This window comes from Mucilaginibacter gotjawali (genome assembly GCF_002355435.1).
Classification (GTDB): Bacteria; Bacteroidota; Bacteroidia; order Sphingobacteriales; family Sphingobacteriaceae; genus Mucilaginibacter; species Mucilaginibacter gotjawali.
The window spans coordinates 3869338-3882670 of record NZ_AP017313.1 but is presented as its reverse complement, the minus strand read 5'-3'; the positions used below and the strand labels follow the sequence as shown (position 1 = coordinate 3882670).

The following is a 13333-nucleotide window of genomic DNA, read 5'->3' as shown; positions in this document are numbered from 1 at the left end:
TAAAATTACTTAGCAGCAGCAGCTTTTAATAAAGCAGCATTGTTTTTTGCGATCTGGCTATTTTTTGGCTCAGCAGAACGGCTTCCAAGCTCAAGGTTGGTGGCCAGTTTTAAAAATTGTACTTCTAACCTTGAAGTAGTTTTATTTTTTCTGTCTTTTCTTTTTAAACGGGTAACGCCCATGATGTTGTCTATTTAATGTTTTTAATATTTGAGGTCGGGAGCGGATTCGAACCGCTGTAGGAGGTTTTGCAGACCTCTGCCTAGCCACTCGGCCACCCGACCGTTTTTCAAGGCTGCAAAAATAGCAATTATTTATTGACCGCCAACTTTATTCTGTGAATTTCTGCTAATTTCCGAACAAAAAAGTGCGGTTGCAATGGCAACGTTCAGCGATTCCGCCTCGCCCTTACGCGGAATGGTTACCGCTGCTGTAACTAGGCGGGCAATTTCCGGGCGTATTCCACTCCCCTCATTTCCCATAACAATCAGGCCTTGCTGCCCGAAATTAGTTTTATAAATGTTCTCCCCGTTCAGCATAGCGCCAAATACGGGCAGGCCAAGGTTGGGTAAAACTGAAGCGAGGTCGGCATAGTAAACATTGATCCGCGATAAAGAACCCATGCTTGCCTGTACTACTTTTGCGTTATACACATCAACTGTATCGGCTGAACAAATGATTTGTGCGATGCCAAACCAATCGGCAGTACGGATGATGGTGCCCATATTGCCCGGGTCTTGTATACCATCTAAAACTATTGTGAACTTTTTTTGAAGCTTTGCGTTATTGAGTACAGGCCAGGAAGGGATCCTTACTGTTGCGCTAATTTCCTGTGGAGTTTTTAAACTGCTGATCTTTTCCATATCTGTAACGGAAATTTCACATAAGTTTATATTTCGGGATAATTTCAGCATTTTTGGGTCGAAAGAGGCCGTATGGTAAATGGCATCAACCTGGTATGAAGAATTAATAAATTCAAGCACTGATTTATAGCCTTCAACCATAAACAAACCGTGTTCCAAACGATCTTTTTTTGATTGGAGGGACCTTAGTAAACTGATTTGAGATTTTGAAAGCATATACAAGCCCTGGTAGTAACCGTTCTGCAATATTAAGTATTCTTCTGCTCTTTCTGGTCTGCGGCTGTAGTTTAACCCGCAGGCTTCAGCCAGGGCAGGCACTGGTTCGTAAAATTACAATAAAAGGGATCGAAAAAGAATTCGCGGTACCGGCCACTAACTATGTGGATAAAGAGCAACAGCCGAATAACTGGCTCAACCTGCAGTTTTATTACCTTTTTAGCAGGCATGGAAAGCGGGACATCGGCGATCCCCCGGCAATTTTAGACAGTAACCTGGTTGAGTTTTCGCGGATACAAATTGAGCGTTTTATTCAAAACAAAGGGTATCTGAAAGCAAAAGTTAGCGACAGCATTAAAATAAAAGATAAAAAGGCCGAACTGATATTTACAGCGGTGGAAGGTCCGCTTTTTAAAATCCGTAAAATTCAGGACAGTATAGCCGACAAAAATGTAAGAAACTTATACCGGGTTAACCGGCCGCGGTTTTCGCACGTACAGCCGGGAGGACGTTTTGATACAGACAGTTTAGCCTATGACAGGGATGAGTTTTACCTGATCATGAAGCGTAATGGCTATTACGATTTTTACCGGCAGTATATTAATTATACCTATGACTCTACTTTCAGGAGCAGCGTAGTGGATATTAAGATGATCATTGATAATCCGGCGGGGAAATCTGCCCACCCGGTTTTCAAGATCAATAACACGCTTATCGTAGTATCAAATAGTGAAGGCCGCACACCGGGTAAAGCGGATACGCTAAAAGTAGATTCGCAGTTCAAATTTGTTGATTATTCGCACAAGTTTAAACCACGGGTGGCAACAGACTATATTTTTCAGCGTAAGGGGCAGATTTATGATATTGACCGGCAGACGCTCACCACCTCGAGACTTTCGGAGCTAAATGTATTTCGTAATGTGCCGAACCCTACTTATACCAGGCTGCCCGATAGCACCAATCGCCTTGACACCAGGATCGATATCGTTCCGTTAAAGCAAATGTCCAACAGGATTGAGGGTGAGTTTCTTTTTAATGCAGGGCAATACGGATTTAACCTGGGCAATACGTTTACAGACAGGGATTTATTTAAAAACGCAGCCATATTGCAGGTGAAATTAAACTGGAGCGTTTTGTTTGATAACAGCAGCAGTGTAAGCAATCCCAACGGTATATCAAACCAGGACCTTACCGTTGGTGCAAACGTAATTTATCCCCGCATTATTTCGCCATTTAAAAGACTGCCAATTTTGGGCAAATACGGTGTGCCGCATACCACTTTTTCAACCAATTACCAATTGTTTTATGAACAGGGCCTGGTACAGCGTACCAGTTTTATCAATTCAATTACCTATGATTTTGCAGAAACCGCTCAAAAAACACATACGGTTACGCCTATTAATATTGAATTTTCCAAAGGGATCATCAACCCCGCCGCACAGGCCGAATTAGCTTTAAATAAACTTTATGCATACAGTTATCTGATAGGCCGTACCATATTTACTGCAGGCAGTCAGTATACCTACCAATACAATGCGAATAAGTTAAATACTTACGAAAATTTTATTTATTTCAGGGGAAGCCTTGACGTGGGGGGGAATACCCTTGCGCTGCTCGCCAATGTGTTAAACTCGCCACGCGATTCGACAGGAGAGCGTACCATATTCGGGCGAACTTTTGCCCAATATGCTAAAGCCGAAACAGATTTGCGGGTATACCATAGTTTTGGGGGGCAAAAGCAACTGGTGTTCCGTTTAAACCCCGGTATTGGCATCCCTTATGGTAATAGCAGGCAGCTGAAATTTGCCGATACCACTTTTACTGACGGGTTGATCTTTGAAAAAGAGTTTTATGCAGGCGGCGCAAATGATATGCGGGCCTGGCTGCCGCGTACCTTAGGGCCGGGCAAGTTTAACCGGGCCACGTTTTATGGGCCTTCCAGCGGAAATCCTGATGCGCTTTCAAAAGGGGATGTGTTGCGCGGGCGGTTAAAATATCTTGACCAGTTTGGTGAAATAAAAATTATTTCGAGCCTGGAATACAGGTACAAGCTTGTTGATAATTTTTTTGGTTCGGTGATGAAAGGGGCTTTATTTATGGATGCCGGCAATATCTGGCGTCTTCATGCGCAAACAAATGCTCCTGATGTTGAATTCAGGGCGAATAATATTTTACCTGCTACTGCTTTGGATATCGGTACGGGTTTAAGGTTCGATCTGGCGTTCTTTGTGTTCAGGCTCGATGCAGCATTTAAATTTAAGGACCCCCAATTTGACGGATCAGAGCAATGGGTACTTGTCAATCATTTCAACGAACTGTTTCATACAGGGCCGTTTAAAGCCGCTTACAAGATAAACAACACCGGCGATACCTATAACTTTATGCAACTTAATTTTGGCATCGGAATGCCTTTTTGAGGGGGGGAAAGTCCGGACGTTCGAAAATCAGTAATCCCGATAGCTATCGGGACCGAAAGCAAATTTTTTTTAAGGATAAGTTAATGTGTTAAGGGAATAAATCTTTCCGGCTTTCGGTCTTCCCGGCGTTCGGACTTTTTTTAAAAAAAATAAAAGCCCCCTTACTCTCGCAGTTCGGGGGCTTTAACCTAAACCTTATCACAAAAGGCAAGTGTAGAAACCTGCCATATGAAGCAACAAATATAAGGCAAATATTTTAATTAAAAAAGAATTGTGTAAAAAGGACGCATTGAGTTCAGAGCTGCCGGGAATAACCTCAAGATTTAACTTTAAATGCACTTTTTTGTATCAAATAGATGTTGAAAACTATATATATAGTTATTTTTTTTATGATATTACAATTTAATAACCAGTGTAATCCTGCTTTTTAGTGCTATTATTCAATATCTTAATATATGATTTTTTAAATTATTATGAAAATTGCGCCCTTTTTTAAAAAAATAGTTACAGGGTTTTGTTGATATCTCCTTAGGGAGGAAGTAAAAAAAGAAACCCTGCTATAAAATACCAGGGTGTTTAATGATATTTGAAAAAATTCCTTCTCAAAAAATTACAAAAAATATAAGCCTAAAATATATTTTTTAATCCGTCAATAATGCTTTCAAAAAATGTTGGGATGCTAAGCCCGTTGTGGTAATTAAAATAAACAAATATGGCAAAGATGATGATGGCGACGACAATAAACCTTTTAAACATGTAGGCTAGCAGGAACAATACGCAGGGGATGGCCACTAACAGCACCCAACTGATGTGAAACGGGCTTAGCTTATCATCCGTACGGTAAACATAATAAAGGATGGAATGTGTGCCGCTCTCGTTTTGGTGGCGGGCATACAGAAACGTTGACCTCGCTATTTTATGCCTGTAAAATGCCGTCCCTTTTTCAAACCGCAGGGTATCCTCCAACCCGTTTACCGTAAAGCTAAACATGCCATTTACATTTTCACGAATGTTTCCGACTGAATCGGTGGCGATAATGGCTACTTCGTCCTTGGCAAAAGGATTTTCTTTAATTACAAAATGGTTGATCGCAATGTCGCCGGCAAAAACACAAGCTGCCGGCGCCATTATTAGACAAAAAATAAAAAGCAATTTTTTCATGGCCGTATAATGATCAGCATAATTTTTTGAATACCAGCATACCTGTATAAAAATAGTGATTTTACGCGATGCATGGTTAAATAATTAACACAGTAAATTAACAAAAGGAATTTGTAGCTAATAATGAATTAATAACCAAATCAAACCGACTTGGTTTTCACGGGGTGAAATAATTACCCTGGGTATATAAAAGCAAGAGGTTAGTTAATAGGGGTTTATAATTAGTATATAAAATCTATAGGAATTATAGTTTATATAATTATATTTGCAGCAGAGATTAATTAGTTTTTATAAAGTCGTGTGACCGAGAGGATAGGTGGTGGTCTGCAAAACCCCCAACGGCAGTTCGAATCTGCCCGCGACGTCTGGGTTGGGCATTTGTCATTAGGTCATTGGGTAGGGTGGAGGATGATATTTAGTTGTGTTATAAATAGGACAAGCCCTTCAACTGACCATCTTCATAGTAAAAAGGGGTGAAGCCGTCTTCGGCTAATTCGCAGCTTACCAGCATGGAGGTAAAAAGCACATCGCCAAATATATTGGCGATAGCTGTATCCGCCGCGTCGCGGCCGGAGGCTATCTTTAAAAGGCCATTTAGCGGCACCAGCCTGGTGGCGTCAAACAAAACCCATTCGTTACCGATATAGGCCTCAAAGCAGGCATGAAAATCAGCAGGTTTTAATTGATAGGCATACCCTGTAAAATAACGGGCGGGGATAGTTAAAGCACGGCATAAAGCAATGCCCAGGTGTGCGAAATCGCGGCAGACACCCGCTTGTTCGGTAACGGTATCAAATGCGGATGTTTGCGAATTGGTTGACCCGCTTAAATACAATACATTCCTGTGGATCCAGTTGGTGAGCGTAGCCACTTTTTCAAACGGATTATAAATATGGCCGAAAAGGTTGTGGGCAAGGCGGTATAACTTATCCGACTGGCAATACCTGCTGGGATATAAATAAGGGAAAATAGTATGATCCATATGTGCCACTGGTACCTCAGTTACCTCAGTAAAATCCTTTACCTCGCACAAATTATCAATTGTAGCCTGGTAATTAACTTTTATGGTGCCGGCTTCTTCAATTTCAAAACGCATCAGCCTGTTTTCGCCATGTACGGAGGTTAACTCTTCAACTTTGATATAGGGATCGGTGGCAAACGTTTCACTAATAACCGTTTGATGCGGCGTTCGCAGCGCATGGATATTTAATATAATTGTCCCGGCCGACCGGGCGGAATATTCCATTTCAGCGAGGACGTTGAATTTCATTGAAATTTGTAAAGTTGTAATGTTTAATATTGCAAAGTTGTAAAGTTATAAGCACCGTAAATGTTTTAAAGAGTTTTAAATATTACACAGATTGGCAATAAAACAACCTTACAACATTTCAACTTTACAACATCCCACAACTAATCCAGTTCGTCAAAAGCGGTATCCATCCATTCTTCTGATATATGTTCGAGGGCGGCTTTTAATTCCTCGGCCCATTGGGTGGAGATGTACTCCAGGTCCTTTTTCTCGTAACGTTTCTCAATAATATGAAAGCTATCCTTATGGTACACTACGACGTCAATCGGAAAATCAACATTGTTAGCGCTTACGCGGGTAGAGTCAAAAGAAAGGAACCCTGTTTTAAGAGACAACTTTAAACTCGAATCTTCATCTAAGATACGATTTAAAATGGCCTTTCCGTGTCCCGAATTACCAATAATCACATAAGGCGCCCCCTGCCCGAGTTCTACCCAATTACCCTCGGGGTATAACTGGAAAAGTTTATGTTCATCATCATCGGCGAGTTGGCCGCCGATAATGGTGTTCAAGTCAAATTTAAAGCCGGCTTTTTCTAATGACTCTTTATCCTCTTTGGCAACCCTTTTTACCTGTTCTCCAAAGGCGTTTACCGCTTTGTACAATTTATTATATTCTTTGGTTTCCAGTAATTCGTTAAAATAAACAACTGCCTTATCCCTTACCGAACGTAATCCGCTGGTCATGATGAAAAGGGAAAAATTGTCCTTCTGTGTAATAGTGATCTTTTTTTTGGTAGTGATCTCTGTACCGGATGTTATACGGGTATCTGCCAAAGCGATCAAGCCTTCTTTAACTTTTATTCCTAAGCAATAGGTCATTTATGATTGAGTTGATTGAGTTGATTGAGTTGATTGAGTTGATTGAGTTGATTGAGTCCAAATTAGGGGGCTAAGATAACTTAATCAAATAATTCAGCCTAATCAAATTTCAGGTTTTAACAAGCAGGGAATGAAAGCCTGGCCTGCACGCTTTTAAGATCAGCGTTTTCACTGACGGAGATCAGGCACATCAAAGGGTACCAGCTTTATTTACCGGAGAGAGGGCAGCATGTTTGAACAAATAGCAAACAAATATCCATTACATTCCTTTAAGTAAACAAACGGTTGATTTTCAGTAATATTCCATGGCAGTTGAGGGAAACAAAAAACATTTATTTTTAATCTTTATTTATTTAAGATTTTAGCGGCGACATGATAAATAACGAGAGCGAAAGAATTGAGGAGGTTCATAAATACTTAAAACTTGATCTAAACAAATCAAAGGAGCTTCAGGACATTGTTGATCTGGCTTCAGAAATATGCGATAAACCTATAGCCCTGATAACTTTATTGGATGAAGACGTAAACTGGTTAAAAGTACGGTCGGGGGGTGATATAGAAGTTGCGCCGCGGGATACCTCATTTTGCCAGTTCAGTATCCAGCAGGACGATGTTATGGTCGTTGGGGACGCCTTAAATGATAAACGTTTCGACGATAACCCGATGGTGCATTCCGATCCCCACATCCGGTTTTATGCAGGCGCTCCGCTGGTACTAAATAATGGGTTTAAACTCGGCACACTTTGTTTGTTTGATTTCAAACCTAATAGCCTTAATTCACTTCAGCAAAAAGCGTTAACAGTGCTTTCAAGACAAGCGGCGTTTTTGATGGAACTGGAATTAAGCAAACAGCAGTTAAAGCAACAGATAGCAGAAACAGAAGTGAAAAATGAAGCTTTGATAAGAATTGCTTATATGCAATCACATGACGTGAGGCAGCCTTTAACTATAATAATGGGTTTGGTTAGCTTGATACAGGAGAACCTGCATGCTGTTGACACGGAATGGTTGGAGATGATGACCGCATCAACAAATAACCTGGACGGCAAAATAAAGGCCATTGTAAAAGAGTCAATGTCAGATAAGGATTTAAAACTCATTCGTTTTAACAGGATGATTGAGGAAATAGAGGATTATGCCATCCTGATGCTGGATGAAAACGGCTATATCGAAAATTGGAACAAAGGCGCCGAACTGTTGAAGGGATATATCGCTACCGAAGCTATAGGGCAAAATTTTAAAATATTTTATACCCAGGAAGACAGGAGCAATTCAAAACCTGAAAAGCTGATCGCTGAGGCGGCTGAATTTGGCGTTGCCAAAGATGAGGGATGGCGGGTCCGGAAAAATGGTACTATGTTTTGGGGCAAGATTGTCATTACCGCTATCCATAACGAAAAAAACGAGGTTATTGGATTTACAAAAGTGACACGGGATTTAAGCCCCCAAATGGCACCCGTGCGCGTAGCTTAATAATCAGATTCCTATTACTACCAAACACCGGCGATTCAGAATCATCCGCACCGGCTTCAATATCCGTTGCTACCGGTACATCAGTTTTTTTACTTCCGTGTGCTGCTGAAATAAAAGGCTTTGAATCAAAAGATGATCATAAAGCAAAATAAGCCGGCTTTTTTTACAAAGGCTGTAAATTGTACGAAACAGCAGATCAGGTTGATGATCTTAAAATAGGCTTTATCTCAATTTATTTACCATCGTGCCTACAACTTCCTTGGCGTAGTAATTCCACAATCCAAAAACATAGGCATCCGGAACGATGTCGACGGGCGAGGGATTACCCTGCCCGCCAAGATAATTGCAGGGGTAAGGTATTACAGGTATATCTTCCTTTTTGAAAATACCCAGCGAACGACGCATGTGAAACCCCGAAGTGACCAATAAATAAGGGGGCTTTAAGTGCGCTTTCAACAGTATTGGTTTTGTAAATGCAGCATTTTCAATAGTATTGCGGCTCCTGTCTTCAACCAAAATACAGCTATCAGGAACTTTAAATGTTTTTAATTGGGTTTTTACCCAATCGCTTTCTTCGAAACTATCATGTATCAGCCCACCATTTCCCCCGGTGATCAATAGGTGCGAAACTTTGCCCGTAGTAATTAACTTAAGCCCTTGTATAAAACGGTCGGACGAGATATTAAAAAACGCCTGTTTATTTTTTCCTTCGGACGAAAATCCACCCAAAACAATGGCGCAACTATAGGTGGTGTTTGTTAGTGGTGCTGGTTGAACATCCCAGCTGCGGGCAAACTCATTAAATAAAAAATCATTTGAAAAGATAAGGAGCAGCGCTGTTGCTGCAATAAACAACCATTTTTTACGGGCTTGTTTTTTTACAATGATGCCCGCTATTAACAATGCCAGGATCCAGGTTAATGGGTAGATGAAAAATTCAAGGATTTTTGAGAAGAAAAAAAACATAGGATGATGTTGTTTTGCTAAAGTGATTTTTGTTTGCTAAGATAATACTTAAAGTAAATACTGGTTTCATTCGTCTGCCTAAAAAAAGGAAAGATGAACGAATGATTGAAAGATCAAAAAATATTGTGAAAGCGGTTAGCGATTATGGCAAGGGACTTTTTAACTTTATACGGAGAAAAGTACCTAACGAAGCTGACGCGGAAGATATTTTGCAGGAAGTTTGGTATCAATTAAGTAATATTGACGACAAGGACGAAATTTTATCTTTGCGCGGCTGGTTGTTTAAGGTAGCACGAAATAAGATAATTGACAAAGGCAGAAAAAAAACCGAACAACTGATAGACGACCTTGTTAAAACTGAGGATGAAGATGATGTTGATTTTGCGGATATATTGCTGCCGGATGATGACGACCCGGAATCGGTTTACCTGAAAGAATTGTTTTGGGAGGAATTGTTTGAAGCGCTGGACGAATTGCCCGAAAAACAAAAACAGGTTTTTATATGGAACGAACTTGAAGATAAAACACTGCAGCAAATTGCGGATGAAACAGGGGAGAGGTTAAAAACCATCATCTCCAGGAAAGGATATGCGGTTAAATATTTGCGCAGCCGTTTGCAAACGTTGTATAATGAATTTTTAGACTATTAATGCGCAAGCCCGGGAAAATGAAACGTAAATTATTATACCTGCTTTTTTTTGTTGCAGTGTTTGTATGCTTAAGTGGAGGGGTAATGTTTTTATGGAATCTCATTTTGCCGCAGCTTACCCACCTGGCAAAAATAAACTACTGGCAGGCCCTGGGCTTAACCGTTTTAAGCCGCATTTTATTTGGCAGGCTCTTTTTCGGCGGGCTCTTTGGGAAGTATAAAGGTGAGGGGCGTGCCGATATACTGAAGGATAAGCTGATGACGATGGACGAGGCGGACAAAGCTGCATTTAAGGAGGAATGGCGCAAGAGGTGCGGCCGATAGGGAGTAACCGTCAATTGTACGCCTGAACATAAAATCAATTTTTCTTAAAGTAATTTAAAACCCATATACGTCTTCACTAATAGAAGGGCAATAAAGCCGTTCGACAAAAAGAAAGACAATATGTTTGGAAATTATAATTCAGCAAGGGGCGCACAAGGTTGCGGCCATGCATTTGGAAAACACGGCCGTTTTAGGGGTGAGCATTTTCGCCGGCCAAAATATAACCTGCCAATAAACATCGCCGATAACGAAACCAATTTTGAGGTTTATGTTTATGCACCTGGTTATGCAAAGGAAAACATCAGGTTATCGGTGCAGGATGATATTCTATACATCAGCGGCACACGTACGGTTGACGAAGAAAACCTGCCGAACTTCAGCAAACAGGAATACCCGATCAAATCATTTGAAAGAATGCTGAACTTAAACGGGCAGGTAGATATTGCCGCCATCAGCGCGAAACAGGAAGATGGGGTGCTTATCATCACCTTACCCAAAAATGCCGGAGCGCAGAAGCCGTCGCAGGAAATTCCGGTTAATTAGTCCTTAAAAAATCATAGTGTCCTTGTGAAATCCCTGGTGTGCTTTGTGATGAAATTTTAACCACAAGGGGCACGAGGGGTTTCACCAAGAACACTAAGACCGGATTTTTTTATTTTGCTTAAATATTTATCACGAAAAATACTGTCAATTCGACACATTATTGACCTGCGTACTATTTTAGTCAAATGGTAAATTTTTACAATCGGGTGAGGTTGTTTCAAACCACAATATTTTATTTTCGTATTTAATTAAAATATCGCAACTTTAATATCGGCTTGCATATTTAATATTATCTTAATCTTACTCCCCGATGAGAAAAAGAGTATTGTTTATCACCGGTTCGATGAACCAAACATGGCAAATGCACCAGATAGCAAGGCAGCTGGATGAGTATGACTGCTGGTTTAGCCAGTTTTTTACCGATTTGAAGTGGGCCAATTTCCTGATGAAACATACGCCGCTGTTTAATGGCACTATATTTTGGGGGCAGTTTAAAGAAAACTCCGAAAAATACCTGAAGAATAACGGCCTGCAAATTGATTACCAGGCCAAAAAGAACGAATACGACCTGGTAGTTTATTGTTCGGACCTGCATATCCCCAAGCGGATGCGCAAAAACAAAATTGTGTGGGTGCAGGAGGGGATGACCGATAAGTTTACGCTGTTAAGCAGAATAGTAAAAGCCCTTAAATTGTCTCCGGGTTTTAGCGGCGGGACTTCTTTAAACGGCACCTCCAATATTTGCGACGTATACTGCGCCGGCTCCGAAGGGTATAAAGCGCAATTTACAAGGCTTGGCACCGATGCAGATAAGATAGTAGTAACAGGCATCCCTAATTATGATAATATAGCGCAGTTTAAAGATAACGATTTTCCGTACAGGGATTATGTGATGGTGGCTACCACGGACATGCGCGAGACTTTCAGGTACGAGAACCGGGCGGCGTTTATAAAAAAGGCCGTTGAAATTGCTGACGGCCGCCGGTTACTTTTTAAGCTGCACCCTAACGAGAAATTTGAAAGAGCGGAAGCTGAGATCCGGAAATACGCCCCGGAGGGTACCCTGGTTTACCGGAGCGGCAACACCAATCAAATGATTGCCAACTGCTGCGAGCTGATCACCCAATATTCAACTGTAGTTTATGTTGGTTTGGCGCTTGGTAAAAAAGTGCATTCCTACTTTAACCTTGATGAGTTAAAACGTTTGGCACCCATACAAAATGACGGAGCTTCTGCCGCTAATATTGCTAAAATTTGCAGGGGCATATTGCAGCCAAATGCAAAAGACGTGGAATTGGTAAAAGACTATTACGAAATGGAGCATGAGGGGTGAGGAATGGTCATTAGGTCATTGAGTCATTAGGTCATTGGTTTTGCGACGGATCGATTGGAAATAGAAAAAGAGACGCCCCGACCTGAAAGGCGTCTCTAGAACTATAGATTGATTTATTACATTAAAATCCTACAATCCTTTAATCCTACGAATCTTAGTTCAGACGAATCTTAGTCGTTAAACCCAGTATCTTTCAGCCTGATATAATCATCCAGGGTTTCAACTTTAACGCCTTTGCCGCGCGCCTTTTTGATGAACGCGGCATTAACGCCATGGTCGCGCAGTTCTTGTGCTTTATCAAGGGTAAGGTTTTTAAAACCTAATTCGATGATACTCCTGATAAATTCGGGGTTTACGCCATGATCGCGGAGTTCCTGGGCTTTTTCGAGGGTGATGTCCTTATAACCCAGCTCCTGGATACTGTGAATAAATTCGGGATTTACGCCGTGGTCCCTTAATTCAACGGCACGGTCCAGCGTTATTTTTTCATAACCCATTTTTTGGATACTGGTAATAAATTCGGGGGTAACGCCATGGTCCCGTAATTCAAGCGCATTGTCTAACGGGATATTTTGTTTAAAGCCCATGGTATGAAAGCTGTTTACAAAACGGGCATTTACGCCATGTTCCCTTAGCTCTACAATTTTATCGAGCGGTGGATGGCCCCAGCTTTCGGATTTAAACAGGCCGAAATAGTCTTCCAGTACTTTGCGGTTTAGGTCCTGCTGAGCAAGGTCCTTTAAATTTTCGTTGTTGACGGCGCTGTAGCCTTGCTCTTTCAAAAAATCAAAATAGCCTTTGTTGATATTCGTAAAGAAAATATCAAGCATTAATTGCTTATCCAGCGCCGAATAACCTTTTTGCTCCAGGTAGGATTTAAAAGTGGGGTTTTCGGCAAAGGAATAAAATCCCCGGCCTTTGCCGCCTTCAAACTGGCCTTTAAAGGTTACTATACCGGCTTCGCGGGTTACTTTAAAGGTACCTTCATTGCCTTCAGGCAGCGTGCCCAGTTCTGATAATGAGAAGGAACGACCGGTGTTCCAATCCTCGCCCGTAAATTCTATATGGACTTTTGCATCTTCGATATAGGCTACCCAGGTACCCGGCACATGGTTTCCGCCAAAACCCCATCTGTCCCCATCATGCCGGGTTGTGGTTTTTACTTTTACCTTAACTTTTGTTTGCGCTGATACCATGCACACCCCAAGCAACAGGGCGGCAGACAGGCAGGCGATTAATGTTTTTTTCATAACTATTT

The 13333-nt window shown here is 41.3% G+C and carries 13 protein-coding genes and 2 tRNA genes; 7 read left to right on the top strand and 8 right to left on the bottom strand.

Going from position 1 to position 13333, the window contains the following annotated elements:
• Window positions 1-5 precede the first annotated feature (5 nt).
• The 3 genes from MgSA37_RS17125 to MgSA37_RS17115 form a co-directional block, all read right to left on the bottom strand.
• Entirely contained in the window at window positions 6-182 is a 177-nt protein-coding gene (locus tag MgSA37_RS17125; RefSeq protein WP_096353617.1) for a spore protein, read from the bottom strand.
• A gap of 31 nt (window positions 183-213) precedes the next feature.
• Window positions 214-284 (bottom strand) — tRNA-Cys (locus tag MgSA37_RS17120).
• A gap of 30 nt (window positions 285-314) precedes the next feature.
• The gene (locus tag MgSA37_RS17115) at window positions 315-1079 is read right to left on the bottom strand and encodes a TrmH family RNA methyltransferase (protein WP_096353615.1); all 765 of its coding nucleotides are present in this window, start codon (window positions 1077-1079) and stop codon (window positions 315-317) included.
• Here MgSA37_RS17115 and tamL point away from each other — a divergent pair.
• On the top strand, window positions 1070-3496 hold the full coding sequence (gene tamL / locus MgSA37_RS17110) for a translocation and assembly module lipoprotein TamL (protein WP_096353614.1): 2427 nt from the start codon (window positions 1070-1072) through the stop codon (window positions 3494-3496). The genes MgSA37_RS17115 and tamL overlap by 10 nt on opposite strands.
• Window positions 3497-4123: 627 nt before the next feature.
• Here tamL and MgSA37_RS17105 read toward each other — a convergent pair.
• Window positions 4124-4657 carry a hypothetical protein gene (locus MgSA37_RS17105; protein WP_172885337.1) on the bottom strand — a complete coding sequence of 178 codons (534 nt, stop codon included), beginning with the start codon at window positions 4655-4657 and terminating at the stop codon, window positions 4124-4126.
• A gap of 294 nt (window positions 4658-4951) precedes the next feature.
• On the opposite strand from MgSA37_RS17105, the gene MgSA37_RS28290 reads away from it, so the two are divergent.
• Window positions 4952-5022, top strand: a tRNA-Cys gene (locus MgSA37_RS28290).
• A 59-nt stretch (window positions 5023-5081) separates the two neighbouring features.
• On the opposite strand, the gene MgSA37_RS17100 is transcribed toward MgSA37_RS28290, so the two are convergent.
• Together MgSA37_RS17100 and MgSA37_RS17095 are read right to left on the bottom strand one after the other, a co-directional pair.
• Entirely contained in the window at window positions 5082-5927 is an 846-nt protein-coding gene (locus MgSA37_RS17100) for a transglutaminase-like domain-containing protein (protein WP_096353611.1), read from the bottom strand.
• A 140-nt stretch (window positions 5928-6067) separates the two neighbouring features.
• A complete protein-coding gene (locus MgSA37_RS17095; RefSeq protein WP_096353609.1) occupies window positions 6068-6787 on the bottom strand; it encodes a peptidase in 720 nt (239 codons plus the stop codon).
• A gap of 372 nt (window positions 6788-7159) precedes the next feature.
• Between MgSA37_RS17095 and MgSA37_RS17090 the strand changes: the two genes are divergently transcribed.
• Complete coding sequence (locus MgSA37_RS17090) at window positions 7160-8260, top strand: PAS domain S-box protein (protein ID WP_096353608.1); 1101 nt, start codon at window positions 7160-7162, stop codon at window positions 8258-8260.
• Between the two features lie 222 nt (window positions 8261-8482).
• Here MgSA37_RS17090 and MgSA37_RS17085 read toward each other — a convergent pair whose 3' ends face one another.
• Window positions 8483-9226: a YdcF family protein gene (locus tag MgSA37_RS17085; RefSeq protein ID WP_096353606.1), complete on the bottom strand. Its 744-nt coding sequence runs from the start codon at window positions 9224-9226 to the stop codon at window positions 8483-8485.
• Between the two features lie 101 nt (window positions 9227-9327).
• On the opposite strand from MgSA37_RS17085, the gene MgSA37_RS17080 reads away from it, so the two are divergent.
• From MgSA37_RS17080 to MgSA37_RS17065, 4 genes are all read left to right on the top strand, one after another.
• The gene (locus MgSA37_RS17080) at window positions 9328-9876 is read left to right on the top strand and encodes an RNA polymerase sigma factor (protein ID WP_096357559.1); all 549 of its coding nucleotides are present in this window, start codon (window positions 9328-9330) and stop codon (window positions 9874-9876) included.
• Between the two features lie 17 nt (window positions 9877-9893).
• Entirely contained in the window at window positions 9894-10199 is a 306-nt protein-coding gene (locus MgSA37_RS17075; protein ID WP_157750611.1) for a hypothetical protein, read from the top strand.
• Between the two features lie 120 nt (window positions 10200-10319).
• Window positions 10320-10742, top strand: coding sequence for an Hsp20/alpha crystallin family protein (locus MgSA37_RS17070; RefSeq protein ID WP_096353603.1), 423 nt, complete (start codon window positions 10320-10322; stop codon window positions 10740-10742).
• A 310-nt stretch (window positions 10743-11052) separates the two neighbouring features.
• Window positions 11053-12075 (top strand): hypothetical protein, encoded by a 1023-nt coding sequence (locus tag MgSA37_RS17065; protein WP_096353602.1) that lies wholly within the window; start codon window positions 11053-11055, stop codon window positions 12073-12075.
• Between the two features lie 170 nt (window positions 12076-12245).
• Here the strand turns inward: MgSA37_RS17065 and MgSA37_RS17060 are convergent, their stop codons facing one another.
• Window positions 12246-13325: a hypothetical protein gene (locus tag MgSA37_RS17060; protein ID WP_157750610.1), complete on the bottom strand. Its 1080-nt coding sequence runs from the start codon at window positions 13323-13325 to the stop codon at window positions 12246-12248.
• Window positions 13326-13333 lie beyond the last annotated feature (8 nt).

Bases quoted from the DNA above. Each gene is read 5' to 3' on its own strand.
- MgSA37_RS17080 (WP_096357559.1), top strand. From the start codon at position 9,328: ATGATTGAAAGATCAAAAAATATTGTGAAAGCGGTTAGCGATTATGGC.
- MgSA37_RS17065 (WP_096353602.1), top strand. From the start codon at position 11,053: ATGAGAAAAAGAGTATTGTTTATCACCGGTTCGATGAACCAAACATGG.
- MgSA37_RS17070 (WP_096353603.1), top strand. From the start codon at position 10,320: ATGTTTGGAAATTATAATTCAGCAAGGGGCGCACAAGGTTGCGGCCAT.
- MgSA37_RS17105 (WP_172885337.1), bottom strand. From the start codon at position 4,657: ATGAAAAAATTGCTTTTTATTTTTTGTCTAATAATGGCGCCGGCAGCT.
- MgSA37_RS17090 (WP_096353608.1), top strand. From the start codon at position 7,160: ATGATAAATAACGAGAGCGAAAGAATTGAGGAGGTTCATAAATACTTA.
- MgSA37_RS17060 (WP_157750610.1), bottom strand. From the start codon at position 13,325: ATGAAAAAAACATTAATCGCCTGCCTGTCTGCCGCCCTGTTGCTTGGG.
- MgSA37_RS17075 (WP_157750611.1), top strand. From the start codon at position 9,894: ATGAAACGTAAATTATTATACCTGCTTTTTTTTGTTGCAGTGTTTGTA.
- MgSA37_RS17085 (WP_096353606.1), bottom strand. From the start codon at position 9,226: ATGTTTTTTTTCTTCTCAAAAATCCTTGAATTTTTCATCTACCCATTA.
- MgSA37_RS17095 (WP_096353609.1), bottom strand. From the start codon at position 6,787: ATGACCTATTGCTTAGGAATAAAAGTTAAAGAAGGCTTGATCGCTTTG.
- MgSA37_RS17100 (WP_096353611.1), bottom strand. From the start codon at position 5,927: ATGAAATTCAACGTCCTCGCTGAAATGGAATATTCCGCCCGGTCGGCC.
- MgSA37_RS17125 (WP_096353617.1), bottom strand. From the start codon at position 182: ATGGGCGTTACCCGTTTAAAAAGAAAAGACAGAAAAAATAAAACTACT.
- MgSA37_RS17115 (WP_096353615.1), bottom strand. From the start codon at position 1,079: ATGCTTTCAAAATCTCAAATCAGTTTACTAAGGTCCCTCCAATCAAAA.